This window comes from Serinicoccus kebangsaanensis (assembly GCF_008919445.1).
In the GTDB taxonomy this organism is placed as follows: domain Bacteria; phylum Actinomycetota; class Actinomycetes; order Actinomycetales; family Dermatophilaceae; genus Ornithinicoccus; species Ornithinicoccus kebangsaanensis.
The window spans coordinates 34318-58419 of the sequence record NZ_VSLG01000006.1; the positions used below are offsets into that span (position 1 = coordinate 34318).

A 24102-nucleotide genomic window follows, 5' to 3' on the forward strand; every position below is an offset into this window, starting at 1 on the left:
GTCAGTTCACGTCCTCGAGCGCGGCGGTCTGGCGGAATCCGAAGTAGCTGACGATCGCCACCAGGAAGAAGATGATGACCGAGATGGCGGAGGCGAAGCCGAAGCTCGGCGTCGCACCGCCCAGGGCCAACCGGTAGGCGAGGCTGATGAGCAGGTCGGTGGACCCGATCGAGCTCTGGCCCCCCACGAAGGGTCCGCCCTCGGTGAGCAACCAGATGAGGGAGAAGTTGTTGAAGTTGAAGGCGAAGGACGCGATCATCAGCGGCCCGACGGCGACGAGGAGCAGCGGCATGATCACCCGCCGGATCGTGGTGAACGCCCCGGCCCCGTCGATCTGGGCGGCCTCCTTGACGTCGCTCGGGATCGCCTGGAGCGCGCCCGTGCAGACGATGAACCAGTAGGGGAAGCCCAGCCAGAGGTTGGTGATGAGCACCGAGGCCCGGGCCCACCACGCGTTGCCGGTCCAGTTGATGTCGAGCCCGAAGAGGTTGTTGATCAAGCCGAAGTCGGGGTTGAACATCGAGGCCCAGACCAGCGCCGTCACGTAGATCGGGAGCGCGTAGGGAAGGATCAGCAGCGATCGGTAGATCCCCTTGCCCTTGAGCCGGTCGTCGTTCATCAGGATGGCGATGGCCATGCCCAGGATGAACGTCGCGAAGACGGTGAAGGCGGCGAAGAAGACATTCCACACGAAGACCTTGGTCAGGCCCTCGCGCAAGGTCGCGTTGGTGAAGGCGCTCGTGTAGTTCTCGAAGCCGACGAACTCGCGCCAGCCCTGCGGCAGCGCGGCGCCCTCGCCGCTCTCCGGGACGAAGTTGGCGTCCTCGGCGACGTAGACGGTGCCCGTCACCGTGTCGGTGATGGTGTCGGCCGCCTCGTCGTAGACCTTGGTGGGTGTCCCGATGAAGGCCTCGGACAGACCCACCTGGCGGATGCCGGCCGTCTGCTCGCCCGCGTCGTCGAAGACGGGCACACCGAAGTCGGCGAGGTCGTCGGACCGCTCGTTGACCTCCTGCGGGGTCAGCGTCGTCCACCCCTCGGCGGAGGTGATCCGACCGGTCGGGCCGGCCTCGACCCCGTCCGCGGGCAGCTCCTCCAGGCCGTCGAGATTGCCGACGTAGTACGCCCCCTCGGCGTCGGTGAGCAGGTAGGCCAGGTCACCGGTGGCGACGTCGGTCCCCTCCGGCACGGCGATGTTCAGGGCATACCTGCTGCTGCCCTCGACCTCCCGCACCGAGTTGGCCGTGATGGAGGCGATCGCCTCCTCCTTGGAGCTGATGTGCCCGTCACCGAAGTTGGTGAAGGAGATCTGCACCGTGTAGACCAGCGGCCAGATCTGCAGCAGGAGCATGAGCAGCACACCCGGGAAGAGGTACTTCGCCGGGATCGCCCGCTTCGTCGCATACACCGCCAGGACGCACAGTCCGATGAAGGCGACGAGGGAGACCATGAGCCAGTGGCCGGCCTCGATGATCTGCTGGGCCATCCAGCCCAGCACGACCAGACTCAGCAGGATCAGGCCCCACTTGACGATCTGGACCCACAGCGGGGTCCGGGAACTGAACTTGAGGTGCTCGCCGCTCGGTTCGAGGTTGTCGATCGCGGCGTCGACCTCGCGGCTCGTGGTGTCGGACATCGGCGTCCCTCTCATGCTGCGGCGGTGCGGGATTCGGTGGACGGGAGAGGTCCCGGTCCGGCGGTGGCTCGGGCCACCGCCGGACCGGGACGGCCGGGGTCAGCGGCCGATGTTGGAGACGATCTCCTCCTGAGCCGCCGAGAGGCGCTCGGCGGGGTCGGCGCCGCCGACAATGTCGGCGGTGGCCTGGCCCAGGGGCTGCCACACGGCGTTCATCGCCGGGATGTTCGGCATCGGCGAGGCACCCTCGCCGGCCGCGGCCCAGGCCTCGATGTCCTCGTCCTCGGCGGACACGGTGTCCAGGGCCGACTGCAGGGCCGGGGGACGCTGGCCCGCCTCGAAGAGCGCGAGCTGCATGTCCTCGGTGGTGACGTAGGTGTTGACGAACTCCTGCGCCAGGGTCGGGTTCTGCGCACCTGAGGCGACGTAGAACATCTGAACCCCGAGGAACGGCACCGGCTCGCCGCCGTCCTCGAACGCCGGGATCGGGTCGATGGCGTACTCGATGTCGGCGCCCTCGACGTTGGGGATGGTCCACGGACCGGCGATCATGTAGGGCGTGCGGCCCTCGGCGAAGAGCGACTCCATGGTCGGGAAGTCGATGTTGACGTTGAGCGCGTTCTCCTCGGCCAGCCACGCCATCTTCTCGGCGCCCTGGATGGTCTCCTCGGAGTCGATGATGACGTTCTGGGCGTCCCAGCCGCCGTCGTCGTTGGTGCCGAAGATGCCGCCGCCGTAGGCGGACAGGTAGGGGTAGGCGTGGTAGGCGTCGCCGACCGAGGACACGACGGTGACCATCGGCTGGTCCGCGTCACCGGCGTCGACCAGCTCCTGGCCGGTGGAGACGAGCTCCTCCATGGTGGCCGGGGCGTCGGGGGCGAGCGCGGTGTTGCGGATGAGGCCGAGCGACTCGGTGGCGTAGGGGACGCCGTAGATCTGGCCGTCGTACTGCGTGGCCGCGAGGGACTCCTCGGTGAACAGGCCCTGGGTGTCGGACGACATCTGGACCGGCTCGACGATGCCGTTCTGGACGAACTCGCCCAGCCAGTCGTGGGCGCCGACGACGATGTCCGGGCCCTGGTCGACGTTGGCGGCGTCCTTGAACTGCTGGCGGACGTCGGTGGCCACCTGGACCTGGGTCGTGATGCCGTACTCCTCCCCGAACTGCTCGGCCCACTCGGTCAGGATCGGGGCGCGGACGTCGTCGGACCAGATGACGAGCTCGGCGTTCTCGTCGCGGACGGGGGCCTCGGTGGAGGCGGCGTCGTCTCCGGCGGCCTCGTCCTCGGAGCCCTCTTCCGAGCCCTCGTCGGAACCAGCCGACTCCTCGGCGGCGTCGCCGCCGGCGTCGGTGGTGTCCTCGGTCGAGTCGCCGCCGCAGGCGGACAGCAGCAGCGCCGCCGCGCTGGTGATGGCTACAGCACCGGTGGTGCGCTTCATGGTTCTCCTTCGAACAGTGGTGGATCCCGGCCCGGCGCTGCTCGAGGAGCGGCGACGGTGCCGCGGTTGCCGTCACGGAAGGTGTGGCCGACATCCGGTGCCAGACAGTATGCAAGAAGGCATCGGCGAGTGCAAGAACTTGCAAAGATTCGGTAGGTCACGATCTGCTAACGTGACGCTCGTCACCGGCAACGGCGCCTGTCGACGGCATGCTCCGCCACCCGCGCCGACCGGCGATGACCCTGCGTCACCCGACGTCGGGTCCGTCCTTTACAACGGATCGTCCGGCACGTACCTGCCGGTGAAGGAGAAGCATCATGGCAACGGTGACCTACGACAAGGCCACGCGCATCTACCCGGGAGCAGACACCCCCTCGGTCGACGAGCTCGAGATCGAGATCGCCGACGGTGAGTTCCTCGTCCTCGTCGGCCCCTCCGGCTGCGGCAAGTCCACCTCGCTGCGCATGCTCGCGGGGCTGGAGGAGGTGAACGGCGGTCGCATCCTCATCGGCGACAAGGACGTCACCCACATGCCGCCCAAGGACCGCGACGTCGCGATGGTCTTCCAGAACTACGCGCTCTACCCGCACATGTCGGTCGCCGACAACATGGGCTTCGCCCTCAAGATCGCCGGCAAGTCCAAGTCCGAGATCCGCGAGCGGGTCGAGGAGGCCGCCAAGATCCTGGACCTGACGCAGTACCTCGAGCGCAAGCCGAAGGCCCTCTCCGGTGGTCAGCGTCAGCGCGTGGCGATGGGCCGCGCGATCGTGCGCCAGCCGCAGGTCTTCCTCATGGACGAGCCGCTGTCGAACCTGGACGCCAAGCTGCGCGTGCAGACCCGCACCCAGATCGCCTCGCTGCAGCGCCGCCTCGGCGTCACCACCGTCTACGTCACCCACGACCAGGTCGAGGCGATGACGATGGGCGACCGCGTGGCGGTCCTCAAGGACGGCATCCTGCAGCAGTGCGACAGCCCGCGGCACATGTACGACCACCCGAACAACGTCTTCGTCGCCGGCTTCATCGGCTCCCCGGCCATGAACCTCATGACCGTGCCGGTCGCCGACGGTGGCCTCAAGCTCGGTGACTACGTCCACCCGGTGGAGCGCGAGGTGCTCGCCAACGCCGGCAGCGAGGTCGTGCTCGGCGTGCGCCCGGAGGACGTCGACCTGTCCGACTCGGGCCGCGGGCTGCCGATCGAGATCGACGTCGTCGAGGAGCTCGGTGCGGACGCCTACATCTACGGCGAGCTGCCCGGCTCCGGCCCCACCGACAAGCCGTTCATCGCGCGCGTCGACGGCCGCACGCCGCCGAAGAAGGGCGAGGTCGTCCACTTCACCCCCAAGGGCGACCACGTGCACATCTTCAACGCTGAGTCCGGCGAGCGCATCAGCAACTGAGCGCCCGACCGGCCGCACGTCACGAGGCCGCCTGCCCCCACCGGGGCGGGCGGCCTCGCCGCATCCCCGGACCCACCGGGCGTCGCTCGTGGTCACCTCAGGCCCCACCGAGCGTCGCTTGTGGTTGCCTCACGCCCCACCGAGCGTCGCCTGTGGTTGCCTCACCACCCACCGAGCGTCGCCTGTGGTTGCCTCACCACCCACCGAGCGTCGCTTGTGGTGACGACCGTCGTCCACACCTCCGCGGCGGCTCTCGGCAACGTCCACAGATCCGGAGGTGACTCTGTTCGCGGCATACCGTCGCCAGGCACCGTGACCAGATGGTGTCACTCGCGACTCTCCCCCGGACCCCCTTCAGCTATGCCGATGCCCTGGCCCTGGGGGTGACGCGACAGCAGCTGCGGCGTGCACTCAAGGAGGGTGCGATCGTCCGGCTGCGGCGTGGTTGGTATGCCGTCGTCGGGGTGGACGTGGCTGCCGGAGAACGCTGGGAGATGACGCGTCAGGACCACCTGCAGCGGGTGAGAGAGGCACTGGTCGCCCATCCGGGGTGCGCCGCCGGCCACGACAGCGCCGCGATCGTCGACCAGTTGCCCCTGGTCGTCTCCCCCACGGCAGAGGTGGAGCTTGTCCGGATCGAGGACGCCCCGAGCTCGCGCCGGCTGCCCGGCGTCACCATCCATCACACGGACTCGATGGAGACCACCACCGTGATGGTGGACGGGATCCGGTGCACGACGAGGGCCAGGACAGCGGCGGACGTGCTGCGCACCCGTCGCCTCCCCCACGGCCTGGCCATGCTCGACGAGGCGGTCCGGGCGGGGCAGGTCTCCGCGCACGAGGTGCGGGCCGTGCTGGATTCGCAGCATCGATGGGTCGGCCGACCCAAGGCACTGCGGGTGCTCGATCTGCTCGACGGACGCCGCGAGAGCTGGGGGGAGTCCTACTCCGCCGGCGTGATCGCGCTCGCCGACCTGCCGCAGCCCATCCCCCAGGTCGACCTCTACGACGAGAACTTCGTCTTCGTGGCTCGCCTCGACGGCCTGCTCGATCATGAACTCGTCGCCACCGAGTCGGACGGCCAGGCGAAGTACCGGATCGGCGCCACTCCCGACACGGCTGAGCCACTTGCACGCGCCGCTCTGGCGGCGGAGTCGATCAGACAGGCCAGGATCGAGCGGCTGGGACTCGCGGTCGCACGGTGGATGACCGAGGAAGCCATGCGGCATCCCGAGGTGGTGAGCCAGCGCATACACGCTGCCACCTCGCGGGCGCTCAACAACACCTTCATCGGCTGGGTCAGGTGGGACGGGGCCTTCCGGAAGCTGCCGCTCCTGCCTCGGACGGCGTGAGCCAACCACAGACGACGCCCGGTGGGTGATGGGAGGTGCCGGGCCTACGCTTGAGGTATGCCGCTCGACATCAGCGCGATCAAGCCGGACCCGGCGATGCTGGATCTGCCGTGGGAGGTGCCGCTCGAGGAGTGGCCGGAGAGCCACCTGGCCGCGCTGCCCCGCGGCATCTCGCGGCACGTCGTCCGCTTCGTCAAGCTCAGCGGCAACGTCATCGCGGTCAAGGAGATCGCCGAGCCGCTGGCCCGGCGCGAGTTCCAGACGCTGCGCAACCTGGGCCGGATCGACCTGCCCACGGTGCAGCCGCTCGCCGTCATCTCCGGCCGGACCGACGCGGCCGGAGAGACCCTGGACGCCTGCCTGGTCACCCAGCACCTGAAGTTCTCCCTCCCCTACCGCGCCGTCTTCAGCCAGCGGATGCGCCCCGACACCGCCCGGCGCACCCTCGACGCGCTCGCCGTGCTGCTCGTCCGGCTGCACCTGGCCGGCTGCTTCTGGGGCGACGTCTCCCTCTCGAACACCCTCTTCCGCCGCGACGCGGGCGACTTCGCGGCATACCTCGTGGACGCCGAGACGGCCGAGATCCACCCGCAGCTCTCCCCCGGTCAGCGCGAGCACGACCTCTTCGTCGCGCACGGCAACATCGCCGGCGAGCTGATGGACCTCGAGGCCGCCGGCAGCCTGGACGAGGGCGAGGACCCGATCGAGATCGCCAACCGGATCATGCACCGCTACGACCTGCTGTGGAACGAGCTCACCGGCGAGGAGCGCTTCGAGCGCGGCGACCGGTGGCGCGTCGACGAGCGGATGCGCCGGCTCAACAACCTCGGGTTCGACGTCGACGAGCTGGAGATGACCACCGACTTCGACGGCGCCTACATCCGGATCCAGCCCAAGGTCGTGGACGCTGGCCACCACTCGCGCCGGCTGATGCACCTCACCGGTCTCGACGTCGAGGAGAACCAGGCCCGGCGGCTGCTCAACGACCTGGACGCCTACCGCGCCGCGCACGACCGGCAGGACGAGGACGAGGAGCTGGTGGCCCACGACTGGCTGGCCCGGGTCTACGAGCCGATCACCCGGTCCGTCCCGCGCGAGCTGCGCACCAAGCTGGAGGCGGCCGAGCTCTTCCACGAGATCCTCGAGCACCGGTGGTACCTCTCCGAGCAGCAGGGCTACGACTTCGCGCTCGAGGAGGCGGTGCAGGACTACGTCGCGACCGTGCTGCCGAGCAAGCCGGACGAGATCTCCATCCTCGGCGTCGACACCGAGGAGATCCCCATCCGGGCCAGGGTCTCGCGGTGACCATGTCAGGTATGCACGGCCGTGGCCCGGCGCACTGACCCGGCCCGCGCACGCCCGACCGCGACGACCCCGGACGCCACCGCGCCGATGACCAGCGCGATCCCGACCACGTAGACCGACACCCCGGCATACCCCTGGGGCACGAGGTCGGGGTTGTTCGGGTTGAGGAACGGGTAGGGGTACCAGAAGTCGGCGCCGGTCACCGGGTTCGGCACGAGCGGTCCGCGGACGAGGGTGTAGACGACCCAGACGATCGGGACGACCAGGATGGTGCCGACGGCGCGCCACGGCAGGCCGCGACGGAGCGGGGCGAGCGTCAGGTCGAGGAGCAGGAGCACCGGGCCGACGACGTGCAGGACCTCGTTCGACCAGGCCACGGTCGTGCCCTGCGGCAGCTCGATACCGCGCAACAACGTGTTGTAGACGACCCCGGTGACCAGCATGTATGCCGTCACGCAGGCCAGTGCGACCGCGAGGGCCGGTGGCTCGCGGCGAGAGTTGTCGCCCCCCGACCGCAGCAGCCACATGCCCGCCCAGGCCAGCACGACGACCGACCCGACGTTGGACAGGATGGTGAAGAAGCTGAAGAAATTGACCGTGGTGAGCCCCAGGTCACGCCCCGCAGCGGCCGCCCCGCCGATCGTCACGCGGGCCTGCGCGACGACGGCGGCCAGGATCAGCCCCGCCGCGACCAGCCGGACGACCGCCCACGTGGTGCGCCACTCGGCCGACCGGATCACGAGCACACGATAGCGGCCGGTGGCCAACCACGGGCGACGCCCGGTCGGGCCTGAGCCAACCACGAGTGACGCCCGGTCGGGGGTGAGCCCACCACGGGCGACGCCCGGTCGGGCCTGAGCCAACCACAGGCGACGCCCGGTGGGTGCTGAGCCAACCACAGGCGACGCCCGGTCGGGGGTGAGGGGCGGCGCGTCGGGCCGGGGGACGGGTCAGCCGCGGGTGCCGCCGCGCAGGCTGGCGATCTCGTAGAGCGTGACCGCTGTGGCGATGCCCGCGTTGAGCGACTCGGTCACCGCCGCCATCGGGATCGACACGACCTGGTCGCAGGTCTCGCGCACCAGCCGGGAGAGCCCCTTGCCCTCGGATCCCACCACGACGACGAGGGGTTGGTCGGCCAGGTCCAGCCCCGGCAGCTCCACGTCACCGTCGGCGTCCAGGCCGATGACGAAGAACCCCGCCTTGCGGTAGGCCTCGAGCGCCCGGGTGAGGTTCGTCGCCTGGGCGACGGGGATGCGGGCGGCGGCACCGGCCGAGGTCTTCCACGCGGCGGCGGTCACGCCGGCCGAGCGACGGGCGGGCACGAGCACCCCGTGCGCCCCGAAGGCCCCGGCCGAGCGGATGATCGCCCCCAGGTTGCGCGGGTCGGTGATGCCGTCGAGAGCCACCACGAGCGGGGTGCCCGGCAGCTGCTGCGCCACGAGGTCGTCCGGGTGGGCGTAGTCGTAGGGCGGGACCGCCAGGACCAGCCCCTGGTGGACGGCGCCGTCGGTCATCCGGTCCAGCTCGCCGCGGGGCGACTCCATCACCGGGACGCCGGCCTCGGTCGCCAGCGCGATGCTCTCCCTGACCCGGTCGTCGGACTCCATCCGGGTCCCGACGTAGAGCGCGGTCCCGGGCACCCCGGTCCGCAGCGCCTCGAGCACGCTGTTGCGCCCGGTCACCATCTCGGTCGAGGCCTTCGCCCCGCCCCGCCGCGCCCCGGACGACCGGCCGGCGCCGCCGGAGCCGGAGCCGGTCTTCTCGGTCCGTGCCGCCCTGCGCGCCGCGGGGTGACCGGTCCGGTCCTGCGCGCGAGGGGTCGGGCCCTTGCCCTTCAGCTGCTTGCGGCGCTGGCCGCCGGAACCGACGACCATGCCCTTCTTGTTGCTCGTGCGCGCGGCGCGCCGCCGCTGGTTGCCTGCCATGTCCTTCGCTCCTTCAGCGCAGCGCCCAGCGGGCACCCGCCGGGGTGTCCTCGATGACCACGCCGAGCGAGGTCAGGTGGTCCCGGATGGCGTCGGCGCGGGCGAAGTCCTTGTCCGTCCGCGCCTGGGCCCGGGCGTCCAACCGCTCCTGCACCAGCGCCGCGAGCACCTCCCCACCCCGGTCGGTGCCGGTCCTGCCCGTCCAGCGCGCGTCCAGCGGGTTGGCCCCGATGACGTCGAGCATCGCCGCGACCTGCAGCACGGTATGCCGCAGCTCACCGCCGGAGGCGACGTCACCGCCCGCCTCGAGCAGCTTGTTGCCGTCCCGGACGGCGTTGAACACGACGGCCAGCGCCTCCGAGACGTTGAGGTCGTCGTCCATCGCCGCGCGGAAGGCCGCGGGGAAGGCGTCCTCCGCCGCGGCGGCGCGCTCGGCCTCCACGATCTCCTCAGGGGTGCTCCCGAGCGCCTCGATCGCCCGCTCCAGGAAGCCCTCGATCCGCTCCACCGAGGCGAGCGCCTCGTCCAGCGAGCCCTCGGCATACTCTATGACGGAGCGGTAGTGCACCGCGCCCAGGTAGAAGCGCAGCACCAGCGGCCGCACCGTCCGGGTCAGCTCCATCACGGCGAGCGCGTTGCCCAGCGACTTGCCCATCTTGGCGCCCTTCACGGTCACCCAGGCGTTGTGCAGCCAGAGGTTCGCGAAGCCGAGGCCCGCCGCGCGGGACTGGGCCTGCTCGTTCTCGTGGTGCGGGAAGCGCAGGTCGACGCCACCCCCGTGGATGTCGAAGGTGTCCCCGAGATACTTGCGGGCCATCGCCGAGCACTCCAGGTGCCACCCGGGACGGCCCTCGCCGTAGGGCGTCGGCCAGCTCGCCGTCTCCGGCTCGCCGGCCTTGTGCCCCTTCCACAGGGCGAAGTCGCGGGGGTCCCGCTTGCCGCGCGGATCCGCGTCCCCCGCCGGCTCCATGTCCTCCAGCCGTTGACGGGTCAGCGAGCCGTAGTCCGGCCAGGACCGCACGTCGAAGTAGACGTCGCCCGAGCCGTCCTCCGCGGCATACGCGTGACCCTTGGCGACGAGCGCGTCGATGAGCGCGACCTGCTCGGTGATGTGCCCGGTCGCGCGCGGTTCGTAGGTCGCCGGGAGCACACCCAGCAGGTCCAGCGCGGCGCTGGTCTCCCGCTCGTGCAGGTAGGACCAGGCCCACCACGGGCAGTCTGCGTCCGCCGCCTTGGTCAGGATCTTGTCGTCGATGTCGGTGACGTTGCGGACCAGGGTGACGTCGTAGCCGTGCCCCTGCTCCAGCCACCGCCGCAGGATGTCGAAGGCGACGGCGAAGCGCACGTGGCCGATGTGCGGGCTGCCCTGCGTGGTGAGGCCGCAGATGTAGATGCCCGCCCTGCCCTCGTGCAACGGCACGAAGGGCCGCAGCTCCCGGGTGGCGGTGTCGAACAGGTGCAGGCTCACAAGAGTCAAGGTTACGGGCTGCGGACGGGTATGCCGCCCGCTGGCCGGGTGCCCGTGCTCCTCCCCCGGGTGGAGACAGATCTCCGTCCCTGGCCCGATCCCGAGACCGCCGAGGGCGCCCTAGCCTGATCGGCATGCTCATCGCTGAGGAGTTCCTGCTCGTCACCCGCGCCGACGACGGCCTGGACCGGGTCGGTCACGCCGACCTCGTCGTCGCCGGGGCACTGCTGTGCGAGCTGGCGCTGACCGAGCGGGTCGCCCTGGAGGACGGCCGGCTGAGCGTCGTCGACGCCAGCTCGACCGGCGACGACCTGCTCGACGAGGCCCTGGTCCGCTTCGGCGAGAAGGCAGGCAAGAAGCCCAAGGACGTGCTCGCGCGGATCGGTCGCGGGCTGCCGCAGCTCGCGCTGGAGCGGTTGCAGCGGGCCGAGGTGATGCAGGAGGAGCAGGCGCGGGCCCTCGGGGTGCGGTGGTGGTCCCGCTGGCGGGTGGTCGACCCGGCCCGGCGCGACACCCTGCGCGGCGAGCTGCTCTCCGTCCTCACCGGCCAGAGTCGGGTCGATGGACGGACCGGCTCGCTGGTGTCCCTGCTGCACGCGACCAACGCCGTCGGCCACGCGCTCCCCAAGGACCAGCGCCTCGGCATACCGCTGCGGGACCTGCGCCGCGACGCCAAGGAGATCGCCCAGGGACGCTGGGCCTCCGGCGCGGTCGCCGAGGCGGTGCAGGCGGCGATGGCGGCGGGCACAGCGGTGGCCGTGGCGGCCAGCGCCGGCGCAGGAGACGGTGGCGGCGGCTCCTAGCCGCTCGGTCCACCCGGACCCGACCCGCCGCTAGTCTCGGGTCCATGGCCTGGTCCCGGGTGCCGGTCGGGGACGCCACCCTCGAGGTCGACGTCCTCGGGGAGGGCGAGCCGGTCCTGTGGATCCAGACCGCGCTCCTCGCCGACGAGCTGGTGCCCTGCGCGCGGCACGTCGCCGCGACCGGACGGTATGCCTCGGTCCTGCAGCACCGGCGCGGGTATGCCGGCAGCAGCCCGGCCGAGCCGCCCGGCTCGGTCGACCGGGACGCCGCGGACGTGCTGGCGCTCCTGTCCGCCCTCGACCTGCCGCGCGTGCACGTCGTGGGGCTCTCCTACGCGGGTGCGGTGGCGCTCGAGGTGGCGCGGGTCGCCCCGCAGCGGGTGGCCACTCTCACCCTGATCGAGCCACCGCCGAGGCACGTGCCCGCCGCCGAGGAGTTCGTCGCGGCCAACCGGGGCCTGCTCGAGAGCTACCGCCGCCACGGTCCGGAGCGCGCGCTAGAGGAGTTCCTGACGCTGCTCGCCGGCCCGGGCTGGGTCGATGAGTACGACGCTCTCCTGCCCGGCTGCGTGGCGCAGATGTCCCGTGACGCCGCCACCTTCTTCGACGTCGACATCCCCGCGCTGCTGGGCTGGGAGCTCTCCGCCACCGGTGCCGGCGGGGTCAGCGGCCCGGTCCTGTCGCTCGGCGGGTCGGGCAGCGGGCCCTGGTTCGCCCAGGTGCGGGAGTGGGTCCGGGAGCTCTTCCCCGCCGCCGAGGAGCGGGTCGTCCCGGGGGCGGGGCACGACCTCGCGCTCACCCACCACGCCAAGGTGGCGCGGTCGATCCTGGACTTCCTGCAGGCCCATCCCGTCCCGGGGCGACCTGCGCCGTAGGGTCGGCCCATGCCGATCGTCCACCAGAACGACCGCTGCCGACTGACCGCCCTCACCCCGCACCTGCTGCGCGTCGAGTGCTCCCCCACGGGCACCTTCACCGACGCACCGACCCAGGTCGTGGTCGAGCGTGACCTCACCAGCGGCCACGGCTTCGACGCCCAGGTCGAGCCCTGGCGAGGCGGGGTCCGCGTGGTCACCGACGGCTTCGAGCTGCGCTACGACGGCGCCGAGCCGACCGCGCACGGACTCAGCGTGCAGGTCCGCGGCGGGGTCACGTCATACCACTCGACGTGGCGCTTCGGGGAGCCGGTCGAGGCGCCCTTGCCGGGCACCACGCGGACCCTGGACGGCGTTGACGGGCGCACGCCCCTGGAGCCCTCGATCCTGTCCCGCGGGGGCTACGGCGTCCTCGACGACTCGGCCTCCCTGGTCCGCACCGGCCCGGAGCTCACCGACCTCGCGTCCCGGGAGCCCGGCGCGGTCGACCTCTACGTCTTCACCCACGGGCTCGACTTCCGCGCGGCGCTGCGCGACTTCCACGCCCTGACCGGACCGGTCCCCCGCGTGCCGCGCTTCGTCCTCGGCAACTGGTGGAGCCGCTACCACCCCTACTCGGCGCAGGAGTACACCGCTCTCCTGGACCGGTTCGCCGCCGACCGGCTGCCGTTCTCCGTGGCCGTGATCGACATGGACTGGCACGTCGTGGACGTCGACCCCGCCCTCGGCAGCGGGTGGACCGGCTACACCTGGGACCCAGCGCTCTTCCCCGACCCTGCCGCCTTCCTCGCCGACCTGCACGAGCGCGGGCTGGTGGTCACGCTCAACGACCACCCGGCCGACGGCATCCGCGCGCACGAGGCCGCCTATCCCGCCATGGCCACGGCGATGGGGATCGACCCCGCCTCGGGGGACCCGGTCGAGTTCGACCCCAGCTCGGAGCGCTTCTGGCGGGCCTTCTTCGAGCACGTCGCCGGGCCGCTGACCGAGCAGGGCGTCGACTTCTGGTGGATCGACTGGCAACAGGGCACGCACAGCGCGGTCCCCGGCCTCGACCCGCTCTGGATCCTCAACGAGCGGCACTTCGCCGAGCAGGAGGCGCAGGGGCGCCGGCCGCTGATCTTCTCCCGCTATGCCGGTCCCGGCAGTCATCGGACGCCGATCGGCTTCAGCGGGGACACGCTCATCAGCTGGGCCTCGCTCGCCTTCCAGCCCGAGTTCACCGCGAGCGCGGCGAACATCGGCTACGGCTGGTGGAGCCACGACATCGGCGGGCACTGGCACGGGGCCAAGGACGTCGAGCTGGCGGTCCGCTGGGTGCAGCTGGGGGTCTTCTCGCCGATCAACCGGCTGCACGCGTCGGCGAGCCCGTTCCAGGGCAAGGAGCCGTGGCGGTTCGGCCCCGAGGGCGAGCGGCTGATGGGCGAGGCGCTCCGGCTGCGGCACCGGCTGCTGCCCTACCTCGCCACGATGGCCGAGCGGTCGGCCACCGAGGGCGTCGCGCTGGTGGAGCCGGTCTACCACCGTCACCCCGAGCGGGAGGAGGCGTATGCCCACCGCACGACCTTCTTCTTCGGCGCCGACCTGCTGTGCGCGCCGGTGGTGACGCCCCGGGTCCCCGGCGCGGGGCTGGCCGCTACCCCGCTGTGGCTCCCGCCCGGGCAGTGGTTCGACGTCCAGACCGGCCGCCGCTACGACGCGGGCGAGCACGGACGGACGCTCACGGCATACCGCGACCTGGCGCACACCCCCGTCTTCGCCCGCGCCGGGACGGTGCTGCCGCTGACCGCCGGCGACGAGGTGGGGAACGGGGTGGAGCTCCCCCAGCACCTGGAGGTCGTGGTCTTCCCCGGTGCCGACGGCGAGCACCTGCTGGTCGAGGACGACGACGGCCCGGAGGCGACGCGCCGGCTGGCCCGCACCCCGCTGCGCTACGACGACGCCGGCGCACGCCTGATCGTCGGCCCGGTCGACGGGGACCACGAGCTGGTCCCGGAGGGTCGGACCTGGTCGGTGCGGGTCGCGGGAGCCGACCACGCCCCCGTCGTCGTGACCACCCGACCGGGGGAGGCGGCGGACGTCGAGCTCCCCCGGCCCGACTCTCCTGATCCGCTGGCCGAGTGCTTCGACCTGCTCGACGCGGCCGAGGTGGGCCACCACGCGAAGGAGCGGGCCTGGGCCGTGCTGCAGCGTGGGCTGGGTGAGGGTGGTGCCGGGGCGGCGCGGGTCGCCGACGAGCTGCGCTCGGTCCGTCTCGACGACGCCCTCGTCGGCGCGCTGACCGAGATCGTCACCGCGAGCTAGGGGGCAGGCGCTGCGGGAGGCGCGCTGATCCGCCGCAGGCTGGCCCGCTCCAGCAGCCCCCAGATCGAGCTGGTGACGAGGTAGAGCCCCGCGGCCAGCGGCAGCGACCCGACCGCCAGCACGGTCAGGAAGGACATGAGCGGCACCACCCGGGTCATCTGCTCCATCGAGTCCTGCATCGCCCGCTGCCCCTCGGTCATCCGCTCCCGCGCGCCCGGGTCGAGCCGCTGCGCGTGCTCCCGGTCCTGGGCCATGTGACGGCGCAGCTGCCGTGCGGCGAACGCGGCGACGAGGAGGGTGAGCGCGATCAGCGCCAGGAAGATCCAGCGCCCACCCGGCTCGGTGGTGACGAGGTGGTCGGAGAGCGGAACGCCGAGCAGGGTGTGCCCGAGCAGCTCGTTGGTCCGGCCGCCGATCTCGGGCGCCGTGAACAGGCGGTAGATCATCGAGAAGATCGGGATCTGGATCAGGAGCGGCAGGCACCCGGGCAGCGGCGAGACACCCTCCTCCCGGTGCAGGTCGAGGATGGCCTGCTGCATGGCCTGCGGATCCTTGCGGTGCTGCTCCCGCAGCTCGGCCAGTCGGGGTTGCAGGTCGCGCCGCCGGACCGTGCCGCGGGCGGTGCCCCGGTTGAGCGGATGGAGGGCGAGCCGGACCAGCACGGTCACGGCCACGATGACCAGGGCCGGCGGAAGCCACTGGTCGAGCACGGCGAGCAGGTCGTGGAGATGGATGAGGACGGGGTCGAGAAAGCGGAACACGTGGGTGCACTCCTGGGTTGGTGGCACACCGCTGTCGGGTATGCCGTGGGCTGGCGGGGTCCGTGTGCCGACCCGGCCGCCCCCTCAGATCAGGGGTGCAGCGGTCGGCTCAGCCCAGCCCAGGTGCCCGAGGGCGGGTCGGCCCCGGCCGGTCGGGGTCCGTGGAGCGCACGCCGTGCGCGCGGCATACCTCGCTGCGGTGCTGCACCGACACGACCTCGGCGCGCAGCGGCTGCGCGAGGTGACGCGCACCGAGCAGCGTCATGCCGGCCAGGGCCAGCGTCAGCAGCAGGTGGTCCGGCGACGAGCTGGCCGACACCACCGCCACGAGGGTGAGCAGCGACAGCACGAAGCCCACGAGGGGCAGGTGCTCCCGGTGGCCGCTCATGGCCCTAGCCTACGGCCTCCCTCAGTGGCCGCGGTCGATCCACTCCTGCCGGTGCGGCTTCTCCTCGCCGATCGTCGTGGTGTCCCCGTGGCCGGTGTGGACCACGGTGTCGTCGGGCAGGGTCAGCAGCCGGTCCGTGATCGACTCCACGATGAGGTCGAAGTCGCTGAACGACCTCCCGGTCGCTCCCGGACCGCCCTCGAACAGGGTGTCGCCGGAGAAGACCACGCCCAGGTCGGGGACGTGGAAGCAGCACGCCCCCGGGGCGTGCCCGGGCGTGTGCAGCACCTCGATGGTGACCCCGGCGACGTCGATCCGCTGGCCGTCGCCCAGGTCCGCGTCCCAGCGCCGGTCGGGGTGCGTCAGCTCCCAGACCGGCGCATCGTCGGGGTGCAGGTGCACGGGCGCGTCGACCAGGTCACGCAGCTCGAGGGCCGCGTCGACGTGGTCGCTGTGGGCGTGCGTGAGCAGGATCGCCCGGACCTGCCGGTCACCGACGAGGCGCGCGATGGCGCCGGCGTCGTGCGGCGCGTCGACGACGACGCACTCGGTGTCGTCGCCGAGCACCCAGACGTTGTTGTCCACCTCCCAGGACCCGCCGTCCAGGTCGAAGGTGCCGCTGGTGGTCGTGTGGTCGATCCGGGCGCTCATGCGGAGGCTCCCTCGTCCAGGACGACCACGGACCGCAGGACGGTGCCCCCGTGCATCGCGTCGAAGGCCGACTCCACGTCGCCGAGCCCGATCCGCTCGGTGACGAAGGCGTCCAGGTCGAAGCGGCCCTGCCGGTAGAGGTCGATGAGCATGGGGAAGTCGCGGCTGGGCAGGCAGTCGCCGTACCAGCTCGACTTGAGCGCACCACCGCGGCCGAAGACGTCCAGCAGCGGCAGGGTGATCTCCATGTCGGGGGTGGGGACGCCGACGAGCACGACCGTCCCGGCCAGGTCGCGGGCGTAGAACGCCTGCCGGTAGGTCTCCGGGCGGCCCACCGCCTCGACGACCACGTCGGCCCCGTTGCCCCCGGTGAGCTCCTGGATCGCCTCGACCGGGTCCTGCTCGGTGCTGTTGACGGTGTGCGTGGCTCCGAAGCCCCTGGCGGTCTCGAGTTTGCGGTCGTCCACGTCGACGGCGATCACGGTGGTGGCGCCGGCGAGCGAGGCTCCGGCGATGGCGGCGTCGCCCACGCCTCCGCAGCCGATCACCGCGACCGAGTCACCGCGGCCCACACCACCGGTGTTCACGGCGGCACCGAAGCCGGCCATGACGCCGCAGCCCAGCAGGCCCGCGGCGACGGCCGAGGCCTCGCGGTCGACCTTGGTGCACTGCCCCGCGTGGACCAGGGTCTTCTCCACGAAGGCGCCGATCCCCAGGGCCGGGCTGAGCTCGGCGCCGGCCATCTCGTCACCCTCGGCGAGAGTCATCTTCTGGCTCGCGTTGTGGGTGGCGAAGCAGTACCACGGCTGGCCCTTGGCGCACGCCCGGCACTGGCCGCACACGGCGCGCCAGTTGAGGATCACGAAGTCCCCCGGCTCGACCTCCGTCACCCCGTCACCGACCGCCTCCACGGTGCCTGCCGCCTCGTGCCCCAGGAGGAAGGGGAACTCGTCGTTGATCCCGCCCTCGCGATAGTGCAGGTCCGTGTGGCACACGCCGCACGCCTCGACCTTGACCACCGCCTCGCCCGGGCCGGGGTCGGGGACGACGATGTCGACGAGCTCGACGTCGGCTCCCTTGCTGCGGGCGATGACACCCTTCACGGTCTGCGGCATGCTCGGTTCCTCCCGGAGGTTGGCGACGCGACTGCGCCCACGGTATGCCGGAGCGCCAGCCAGCGCACCCGCACCCCTCCCGCGTACCTGGCGCATACCTGTGCCGTCGCTCGTGACCCAGGCGTGCTCCTCGGCACGTCCGTGACCCAAGGTCAGGCACAGGAAACGGCACAAGGGTGGTTATCCACAGGGCTCCAGCGCGAGGTATGCCGTTCCCGCCACCCTGGACCCATGCCCGCCGCCGAACCCCGCTTTCCCGACATCGCCGGCCAGCGCGGCCTGGCGACCCACGCCCAGCTCCTGGCCGCCGGGTGGAGCACACCGCAGATCCGGCACCGGCGCTCGACGACCTGGCAGACCGCATACCCCCGGGTGGTCGCGCCGCACCGTGGCCCGCTGGACGCCGACACCCTGCTGGTGGCGGCCGCGCTGTGGGCGGGCGACCGGGCGGTGCTGACCGGGCTGCTGGCGCTGCGCCAGCTCGGGCTGACGACCCCGCGGCTGCACGGGGCATACTTCCTCGTCCCGGACACCGCCCGCGCCCGTCGGCACGGTGATCTGGAGCTGATCCGCACCACCCGGCCGGTGCGGGTCGGCAGCCGCTCGGGGATCGTCGCCCTCACCCCGGCCGCCCGGGCCGTGGCGGAGGCTGCCGCCCGCGAGAACCTCGCCGACGACGCCCTGGAGGCGCTCACGATCTCCGTGCTCCAGCGCGGCATGACGAGTCCGCACGAGCTCGAGCTCGAGCTGTGTCACCGGCCGCATGCCGAGGTCGGGGCCGCGCGCCGCGGCCTGGACGCCTTCCGTGGGGGCGCGTGGTCACGTCCTGAGGCGACGCTGCGCCGGATCTGGGACAGCCGGTCCGACCTGCCGCCACTCCTGACGAACCCCCGGCTCGAGCACGCCACGACGGGGCAGTACCTGGGGTGCCCGGACGGCTACCTGCCCCGTCTCGGGGCCGCCATCCAGGTGCACTCCCGCCAGCACCACCAAGGGATCGACGACCGTGGCGCTGACCGGTGGGCGGGCACGGTGGAGAAGGACGCCGATCTCGTCGCGGCCGGCGTGAAGGTTCTCGGCGTCACTCCGTGGACGCTCTACCGCCGGCCGGGCACGTTCCTGAGCCGGGTCGACGCCCTGGTCAGCCTCGGGCCGCCGACACCGATGCCCGCGGTCCGCGTCGTGCCTCCGCACTGAGGCACTCCTGAACCTCTCCCCGTGACACGGGCGTGCACCTGGGCACGCCCGTGTCACGGGCCTCTGCACAGGCGTGCGCACGATCCGATGCACGGCGGCATACAGTCTCCGGTGTGACCCCAGCGCCCCGCGGACCGGCGCGCGCCACCGCCGGCGTGCTCGGCGAGCTCCTGGTCACGGCGGGCGCACTCGTCCTGCTCTTCGCCCTCTGGCAGTTCTGGTGGACCGACGTGGTCGCGGACGCCGCGGCGGACGACCGGGTCGCGGCGCTGCAGGAGTCCTTCGCGCTGGAGGCACCGGATAGCCCCGACGCCGACCTCGCGGCTCCGTCGACCGCCCCGGACGATGCGACCGCGGAGCCGGAGGGCACACAAGGCACCCCGGACAGCGCGGACCGTGACAGCGACCCCGGACCCGGAGAGAGCCAGGCACCGCCGTCCGGCTCGGACCTGGCGCTGGTGCACCTGCCGACGATCGGTGAGTTGCGGCCCGTCTCCCAGGGTGTCGACCTGGCCATCCTCAACCTCGGGGTCCTCGGCCACTACCCGAGCAGCGACCTGCCCGGTGAGGTCGGCAACTTCGCCGTCGCCGGGCACCGGACCACCTACGGTGCCCCGCTGTGGGCGATCGGCGAGCTGCGCACCGGCGACCCGGTGGTGGTGGAGACCGCGCGCGGGTGGTTCGTCTATGCGATGGACCGGACCGAGATCATCCTGCCCAGTCAGACCGAGGTCATCGCCCCCGTCCCCGGCGAGCCCGGGGAGGACCCGACCGAGGCCTGGATGGTGATGACCCCCTGCCACCCCAAGTTCAGCGCCGAGCAGCGGATCGCCGCCTTCGCCCGGCTGGAACGGTTCGTCCCGCGCACCGACGGTGCCCCCACGGAGATCGGAGGTTGAGATGTATGCCGCCCTCTGGCGGGTCCTGCCCGGCCCGGTCGCGGTGAGGCTCGCGCTGCTGCTCCTGCTGGCCGCGGTCGTGGTGGTGGTCTGCTTCGCCTGGGTCTTCCCGACGATCGCGCCCCTGCTCCCGATCAACGACCCCGACGTGCAGGCACCCTGACCGCCGCTGCCCTACCCTTCCTCCATGGTCGGCACGGTGATCCTCATGTGCGGGCCGGCTGGCGCGGGGAAGACGACGTATGCCCGCCGGCTCGAGGCGCAGGGAGCGACCCGGCTCTCCTACGACGAGGAGTACTGGAGGCGCGGCTTCCGCGGCGTGCACCCCGTGCCCAGGCAGCTCGCCACCGAGGTCCAGCACGACCTGGACGCGCGCCTGGCCGAGGCGGTTGGGCAGGGCGACGTGGTGCTCGACTACGCGTTCTCGACGCGTGCCGTGCGGGACGAGTACCGCGCGCTGGCCGCCTCGCTCGGTGCTCCCACCCGGCTGATCTTCGTGACGGCACCGATGGAGGTGCTGGAGGCCCGGGTCCGCGCCAGGACCGGTGCGCACGCCGACGACGCTCGGCTGGACCCGGATGTGCTCCGCGGCTACGTGGAGGGCTTCGAGGCACCGACCGCGGACGAGCACCCGGAGGTCGTCAGCACGGACGGGCCGGCGTAGACCACCACGAGCGACGCCCGGTCGGGTCCAGGGCAACCACAGGCGACGCCCGGTCAGGGGGTGGGGGTCGCCGGCACGACGAGCGCGGTGGCGAGGCAGGCGATGCCCTCGCCCCGGCCGGTGAGACCGAGACCGTCCGTGGTCGTCGCGCTGACCGACACGGGTGCCCCGCCGAGAGCCGCGGACAGCGCCGCGACCGCCTCCTCGCGTCGCGGTCCCACCTTCGGCCGGTTGCCGATGACCTGCACCGCGACGTTGCCGATCTCCCACCCCGCCTGCCGCAGCAGGTCGAGGACGTGACCGAGCATCTGCGCCCCACCCGCGCCGGCCATCTCCGGCCGGCCGGTGCCGAAGACGGACCCCAGGTCGCCGAGACCGGCCGCGGACAGCAGCGCGTCGCAGGCGGCGTGCGCGGCCACGTCGCCGTCGGAGTGACCCTCGATGCCCCGCTCCCCCGGCCAGACGAGGCAGGCGAGGTGCAGCGGACGGTCGTCGTCGGCATACCCGTGGACGTCCACGCCGATCCCGGTCCGTGGCAGCGCCCGCCCGGCGCTCATCGGCAGGCCTCCTCGATCAGGGCGGCGGCGTCCGCCACGCAGGTGCGGCCGGTGTCGATGGTGAGCTCGGCCGAAGGCCAGGGCGCCCAGGCCCGGGCCCGCACGTCGTCCCAGGTCGGGAGCCGGTGACCGGAGATGTCGCCAGCACGCTGCTGCACCCGCTCGCGGTGCGTGCGCTCGTCGGCACAGACGAGGTCGACCCGCACCAGCCGGACCCGGTGCTCGCGCGCCAGCTCCTCCCAGGCGTGACGCACCTCGGGCACCGCGTTGACCATGTCCGCGACGACCCCCAGCCCCACCCGCAGCTGGTCGGCGGCGACCGCGAAGGTCGCGGCATACCCCTGCGCCCCGAGGTCGTCCTCGGCCATGCCCCCGCGCACCAGACCCTGCTCGACGGTGTCGACGCGCAGGTGGGCCGCGCCGAGCCGCCGGCAGACCTCGCGCGCCACGGACGTCTTGCCGACGCCGGGCAGACCGCTGAGCGCGACGAGCGCAGGACCTGCCGGAGCCGGCCCGGACCCGGTGACCCACGACGTGGCCAGCGCGAGGTCGTGCGGCGTGGTGACCTTCATCGCCCGCGGGTCACCGGGCACGACGGCCACGTGCCCCCCGGCCGCCTCCACCAGACCCGCGTCGTCGGTATGCCCTCCGTCACCGGAGGCGTGGTCGTGGGCGTGCTGCAGCGTCTCGCGCAGGAACCCCTGGGGGGTCTGCACGGCGCGGAGACTGCTGCGGTCCGGGGTGCCGGTGACGACCTCCACACCGTCCGCCCCCTCGACCGCCTTGATCGTGTCGGTCACCGGCAGCGCCGGCACCACGGCCGCGTGGCCGGAGCGCACCGCGGCCACCACTCGGTCGAAGACGGCTGGCGGGGCGAAGGCCCGCGCGGCGTCGTGCACGAGGACGACCCCCACGTCCGGCGGCAGGGCGGCGAGTCCGGCGGCCACCGACGCGCGCCGCTCGGCGCCGCCGGGCACGACCTGGACCGCGACGTCCGCATGCTGCCGGGCGTCGTGGAGCGCATCGGTCACCTGCTGCAGCGGCGGCCCGGGGGGCGCCACCACGACCACATGGGTCAGGCCCGCGGTGTCCGCGGCGTGGTGCAGCGCGTGGGCGACGAGAGCCTGTCCCTCCGGCTCGTCGGGGATGCGGACGAGCGCCTTGGGGATGCCCGCGCCGAGGCGGGTGCCCTGGCCGGCAGCGACCAGGATCAGCCCGACGTTCAGGAGGCGAGGACCTCGTCGAGCGTGGCCTCTGCGGTGTCCTCGTTGGTCTTCTCGGCCAGCGCGAGCTCGCTCACCAGGATCTGGCGGGCCTTGGACAGCAGGCGCTTCTCGCCGGTGGACAGACCGCGGTCCTTGTCCCGCCGCCACAGGTCGCGCACGACCTCGGCCACCTTGATCACATCGCCCGACGCGAGCTTCTCGAGATTCGCCTTGTAGCGGCGCGACCAGTTGGTCGGCTCCTCGGTGTGCTCGGCCCGCAGCACGGCGAAGACCTTGTCCAGGCCCTCCTTGCCGACGACGTCGCGCACACCGACCAGGTCGCAGTTGTCGGCCGGCACCTCGATCGTGAGATCGCCCTGGGCGACCTTCAGCTTCAGGTAGAGCTTCTCCTCGCCCTTGATGGTTCGCGTCTTCATCTCTTCAATGAGAGCGGCCCCGTGGTGGGGGTAGACAACCGTCTCTCCGACCTTGAACGTCATCGTGGTAAAGCCCCTTTCGGCGACCTCCAGGATACCACGCATGGCGGGGGTCGGGTCCTCACGAGAGTGATATTCCTGCTGGTCAGGGGGTTGACAACGGGAGATCGGTGTGCATCCGGCACCGGGGTCGGGGCCGCTGGGGCCGGCCCGGCACGGCCCCCCTCGGCGGGGTCCGCAGGACACGCCCCGGACGGTGTCTGTGCAGGTGGCGGGGTAGACCAGCCGCCGGACCCGGGCGGGCGATAGGCTGTCCGCGTGACGACTGCACGGACCTCCCGCCCCTCCCGTCGGGCCGCGGCGCTGACCGCCGCCCTGGCCGGCGTCGCCCTCGCCGGGTGCTCGGTCAACTCCCCCACCACGACGCTGCTGGAGTATGCCCCGGCGGACGGGGTGGAGATGGACGGCGCGGCGGTCGACGTGCGCGACCTGCTGCTGGTCAGCCACGGGGAGGGTGCTCCCGCCGTCGTGTCCGGCTCGGTGATCAACCAGACCGACGAGCCGGTCACGGTCTCGGTGGCGGTGAACGGCACCACCCTGACGCCGGAGCTCACCGTCGACCCACGCAGCTCCGCCCGGCTGGACGGCACCGCCGCGGACGGCTCGGAGGGAGAGCGGATGATCCTCCCCGCACTGGAGTCCCCGGCCGGCCAGAACGTCGAGGTGCGGTTGAGCGCGGGCGACCTGGAGACGCTGTCGGCGACCGCGCCGGTGCTGCTCCCGCGCGGGCAGTACGCGCAGTTCGCGGACGACGCCGGCGGCACCGTCGAGCCCCCGGCCGAGGAGGACGAGGGAGGCGGCGACCACTGACGGTCGGCCTCCCCGCCCCGGCTCAGCCCTCCCGCGGGACGCGCCCGGGGAAGCGCTCGTCGTCGCCCGGCAGCTGCTCGTCGTGCCACACCCCGGTCACCAGGTAGACCACCCGGAGGGCGACCGACACGGCGTGGTCGGCATACCGCTCGTAGTAGCGGGAGAGCAACGTCGCATCGACCGTGACCTGAGCCCCCTGCGACCACGCCGGGTCCAGCAGGGTCTGGAAGACCTCGCGGTGCAGGCGGTCCATGGTGTCGTCCGCCTTCATCAGCTCGCTGGCGCCGTCCGCGTCCTTGCTGCCGATGATCTCGCCGGCCCGCAGCACCATGGCCTGGGCGGTCGTCGCCATCTCCGCGAAGATCGGGCGCAGCTGCTCGGGGAGGGCGTGGGCGGGGTACCGCAGCCGGGTCAGCTTGGCGACGTGGCGGGCGAGGTCGCCGCTGCGCTCGAGGTCCGAGCTCATCCGCAGCGCGGTCACCATCTGGCGCAGGTCGGTGGCCACCGGCTGCTGCCGGGCCAGCACGTCGATGGCCCGGTTGTCGAGGTCGCGCCGCAGCGCGTCGATGAGCTGGTCGTCGGAGATGACCTCCTGCGCGAGGGTCAGGTCGGTGTCCATCAGGGCGGACGTCGCCCGCTCGAGCGCGGTCGCTGACAGCCGGCTCATCTCCACCAGCTGCTCGCTGATGAGGTCCAGCTCCTCGGTGAACGCGCTGCGCATGGCCTGCTCCTTGTCGATGACGTGAACGGTCGGTCGGCTACCCATTGTCGTCCACCCGGACGGCCGGCACCGCATCAGAAGGTGACAGCCGGACATGAACGCCGCGCATCGGCCGGGTGAATACTCGGC

At 72.2% G+C, this 24102-nt stretch carries 24 protein-coding genes; 11 read left to right on the plus strand and 13 right to left on the minus strand.

Annotation, left to right across the window (positions count from 1 at the left end; genetic code table 11):
- Position 1: 1 nt before the first annotated feature.
- Together FXF60_RS08305 and FXF60_RS08310 are read right to left on the minus strand one after the other, a co-directional pair.
- On the minus strand, positions 2 to 1636 hold the full coding sequence (locus FXF60_RS08305) for an ABC transporter permease subunit (RefSeq protein WP_151525416.1): 1635 nt from the start codon (positions 1634 to 1636) through the stop codon (positions 2 to 4).
- Positions 1637 to 1735: 99 nt separating this feature from the next.
- Positions 1736 to 3076, minus strand: coding sequence for a sugar ABC transporter substrate-binding protein (locus FXF60_RS08310; protein ID WP_151525418.1), 1341 nt, complete (start codon positions 3074 to 3076; stop codon positions 1736 to 1738).
- A 317-nt stretch (positions 3077 to 3393) separates the two neighbouring features.
- On the opposite strand from FXF60_RS08310, the gene FXF60_RS08315 reads away from it, so the two are divergent.
- The 3 genes from FXF60_RS08315 (at position 3394) to FXF60_RS08325 (ending at position 7133) form a co-directional block, all read left to right on the plus strand.
- Complete coding sequence (locus FXF60_RS08315) at positions 3394 to 4476, plus strand: ABC transporter ATP-binding protein (RefSeq protein ID WP_151525420.1); 1083 nt, start codon at positions 3394 to 3396, stop codon at positions 4474 to 4476.
- A 320-nt stretch (positions 4477 to 4796) separates the two neighbouring features.
- Positions 4797 to 5828: a type IV toxin-antitoxin system AbiEi family antitoxin domain-containing protein gene (locus FXF60_RS08320; protein ID WP_151525422.1), complete on the plus strand. Its 1032-nt coding sequence runs from the start codon at positions 4797 to 4799 to the stop codon at positions 5826 to 5828.
- A gap of 57 nt (positions 5829 to 5885) precedes the next feature.
- Positions 5886 to 7133 (plus strand): DUF4032 domain-containing protein, encoded by a 1248-nt coding sequence (locus FXF60_RS08325; protein ID WP_151525424.1) that lies wholly within the window; start codon positions 5886 to 5888, stop codon positions 7131 to 7133.
- Positions 7134 to 7138: 5 nt separating this feature from the next.
- On the opposite strand, the gene FXF60_RS08330 is transcribed toward FXF60_RS08325, so the two are convergent.
- From FXF60_RS08330 to cysS, 3 genes are all read right to left on the minus strand, one after another.
- Positions 7139 to 7873, minus strand: coding sequence for a Pr6Pr family membrane protein (locus FXF60_RS08330; RefSeq protein WP_238335775.1), 735 nt, complete (start codon positions 7871 to 7873; stop codon positions 7139 to 7141).
- A 210-nt stretch (positions 7874 to 8083) separates the two neighbouring features.
- The gene (rlmB, locus tag FXF60_RS08335) at positions 8084 to 9058 is read right to left on the minus strand and encodes a 23S rRNA (guanosine(2251)-2'-O)-methyltransferase RlmB (RefSeq protein WP_151525426.1); all 975 of its coding nucleotides are present in this window, start codon (positions 9056 to 9058) and stop codon (positions 8084 to 8086) included.
- A gap of 13 nt (positions 9059 to 9071) precedes the next feature.
- Positions 9072 to 10526: a cysteine--tRNA ligase gene (gene cysS, locus FXF60_RS08340; RefSeq protein ID WP_151525428.1), complete on the minus strand. Its 1455-nt coding sequence runs from the start codon at positions 10524 to 10526 to the stop codon at positions 9072 to 9074.
- A 134-nt stretch (positions 10527 to 10660) separates the two neighbouring features.
- Here cysS and FXF60_RS08345 point away from each other — a divergent pair, with 134 nt between their 5' ends.
- Genes FXF60_RS08345 through FXF60_RS08355 form a run of 3 tightly spaced genes read left to right on the plus strand, consistent with a single transcriptional unit; the run spans position 10661 to position 14508 of the window.
- Entirely contained in the window at positions 10661 to 11329 is a 669-nt protein-coding gene (locus FXF60_RS08345; protein ID WP_151525430.1) for a GOLPH3/VPS74 family protein, read from the plus strand.
- A gap of 44 nt (positions 11330 to 11373) precedes the next feature.
- On the plus strand, positions 11374 to 12204 hold the full coding sequence (locus FXF60_RS16935) for an alpha/beta fold hydrolase (RefSeq protein WP_151525432.1): 831 nt from the start codon (positions 11374 to 11376) through the stop codon (positions 12202 to 12204).
- A gap of 9 nt (positions 12205 to 12213) precedes the next feature.
- Positions 12214 to 14508 carry a glycoside hydrolase family 31 protein gene (locus tag FXF60_RS08355; RefSeq protein WP_151525434.1) on the plus strand — a complete coding sequence of 765 codons (2295 nt, stop codon included), beginning with the start codon at positions 12214 to 12216 and terminating at the stop codon, positions 14506 to 14508.
- Here the strand turns inward: FXF60_RS08355 and FXF60_RS08360 are convergent.
- The 4 genes from FXF60_RS08360 to FXF60_RS08375 form a co-directional block, all read right to left on the minus strand.
- Positions 14505 to 15269 (minus strand): YidC/Oxa1 family membrane protein insertase, encoded by a 765-nt coding sequence (locus FXF60_RS08360; protein WP_192796663.1) that lies wholly within the window; start codon positions 15267 to 15269, stop codon positions 14505 to 14507. The two genes, FXF60_RS08355 and FXF60_RS08360, sit on opposite strands and share 4 nt — an antisense overlap.
- A gap of 109 nt (positions 15270 to 15378) precedes the next feature.
- On the minus strand, positions 15379 to 15657 hold the full coding sequence (locus FXF60_RS08365) for a hypothetical protein (protein WP_151525438.1): 279 nt from the start codon (positions 15655 to 15657) through the stop codon (positions 15379 to 15381).
- A gap of 21 nt (positions 15658 to 15678) precedes the next feature.
- Positions 15679 to 16308: an MBL fold metallo-hydrolase gene (locus FXF60_RS08370; RefSeq protein WP_151525440.1), complete on the minus strand. Its 630-nt coding sequence runs from the start codon at positions 16306 to 16308 to the stop codon at positions 15679 to 15681.
- Positions 16305 to 17423, minus strand: coding sequence for an S-(hydroxymethyl)mycothiol dehydrogenase (locus FXF60_RS08375; RefSeq protein ID WP_151525442.1), 1119 nt, complete (start codon positions 17421 to 17423; stop codon positions 16305 to 16307). Before FXF60_RS08375 ends, FXF60_RS08370 begins: the two co-directional genes overlap by 4 nt.
- Before the next feature lie 231 nt (positions 17424 to 17654).
- Here FXF60_RS08375 and FXF60_RS08380 point away from each other — a divergent pair, with 231 nt between their 5' ends.
- From FXF60_RS08380 to FXF60_RS08390, 4 genes are all read left to right on the plus strand, one after another.
- A complete protein-coding gene (locus FXF60_RS08380) occupies positions 17655 to 18620 on the plus strand; it encodes a hypothetical protein (RefSeq protein WP_151525444.1) in 966 nt (321 codons plus the stop codon).
- 113 nt (positions 18621 to 18733) lie between these two features.
- Positions 18734 to 19519, plus strand: a complete 786-nt coding sequence (locus tag FXF60_RS08385; protein ID WP_202879595.1) for a class E sortase — start codon at positions 18734 to 18736, stop codon at positions 19517 to 19519.
- Position 19520: 1 nt separating this feature from the next.
- Positions 19521 to 19682 carry a hypothetical protein gene (locus FXF60_RS16510; protein WP_192796664.1) on the plus strand — a complete coding sequence of 54 codons (162 nt, stop codon included), beginning with the start codon at positions 19521 to 19523 and terminating at the stop codon, positions 19680 to 19682.
- A 24-nt stretch (positions 19683 to 19706) separates the two neighbouring features.
- Complete coding sequence (locus FXF60_RS08390; protein WP_151525446.1) at positions 19707 to 20183, plus strand: P-loop nucleotide/nucleoside kinase family protein; 477 nt, start codon at positions 19707 to 19709, stop codon at positions 20181 to 20183.
- A 53-nt stretch (positions 20184 to 20236) separates the two neighbouring features.
- On the opposite strand, the gene ispF is transcribed toward FXF60_RS08390, so the two are convergent.
- From ispF to FXF60_RS16815, 3 genes are read right to left on the minus strand one after another with little or no spacing between them, the layout of a single operon-like run.
- A complete protein-coding gene (gene ispF, locus FXF60_RS08395) occupies positions 20237 to 20740 on the minus strand; it encodes a 2-C-methyl-D-erythritol 2,4-cyclodiphosphate synthase (protein WP_151525448.1) in 504 nt (167 codons plus the stop codon).
- The gene (ispD, locus tag FXF60_RS08400; protein ID WP_238335782.1) at positions 20737 to 21966 is read right to left on the minus strand and encodes a 2-C-methyl-D-erythritol 4-phosphate cytidylyltransferase; all 1230 of its coding nucleotides are present in this window, start codon (positions 21964 to 21966) and stop codon (positions 20737 to 20739) included. Before ispD ends, ispF begins: the two co-directional genes overlap by 4 nt.
- Positions 21963 to 22445, minus strand: coding sequence for a CarD family transcriptional regulator (locus tag FXF60_RS16815; protein ID WP_010149048.1), 483 nt, complete (start codon positions 22443 to 22445; stop codon positions 21963 to 21965). Before FXF60_RS16815 ends, ispD begins: the two co-directional genes overlap by 4 nt.
- A gap of 255 nt (positions 22446 to 22700) precedes the next feature.
- On the opposite strand from FXF60_RS16815, the gene FXF60_RS08410 reads away from it, so the two are divergent.
- Entirely contained in the window at positions 22701 to 23252 is a 552-nt protein-coding gene (locus FXF60_RS08410) for a hypothetical protein (protein ID WP_151525452.1), read from the plus strand.
- 22 nt (positions 23253 to 23274) lie between these two features.
- Here FXF60_RS08410 and phoU read toward each other — a convergent pair whose 3' ends face one another.
- Positions 23275 to 23973, minus strand: coding sequence for a phosphate signaling complex protein PhoU (gene phoU / locus FXF60_RS08415; RefSeq protein ID WP_151525454.1), 699 nt, complete (start codon positions 23971 to 23973; stop codon positions 23275 to 23277).
- Positions 23974 to 24102 lie beyond the last annotated feature (129 nt).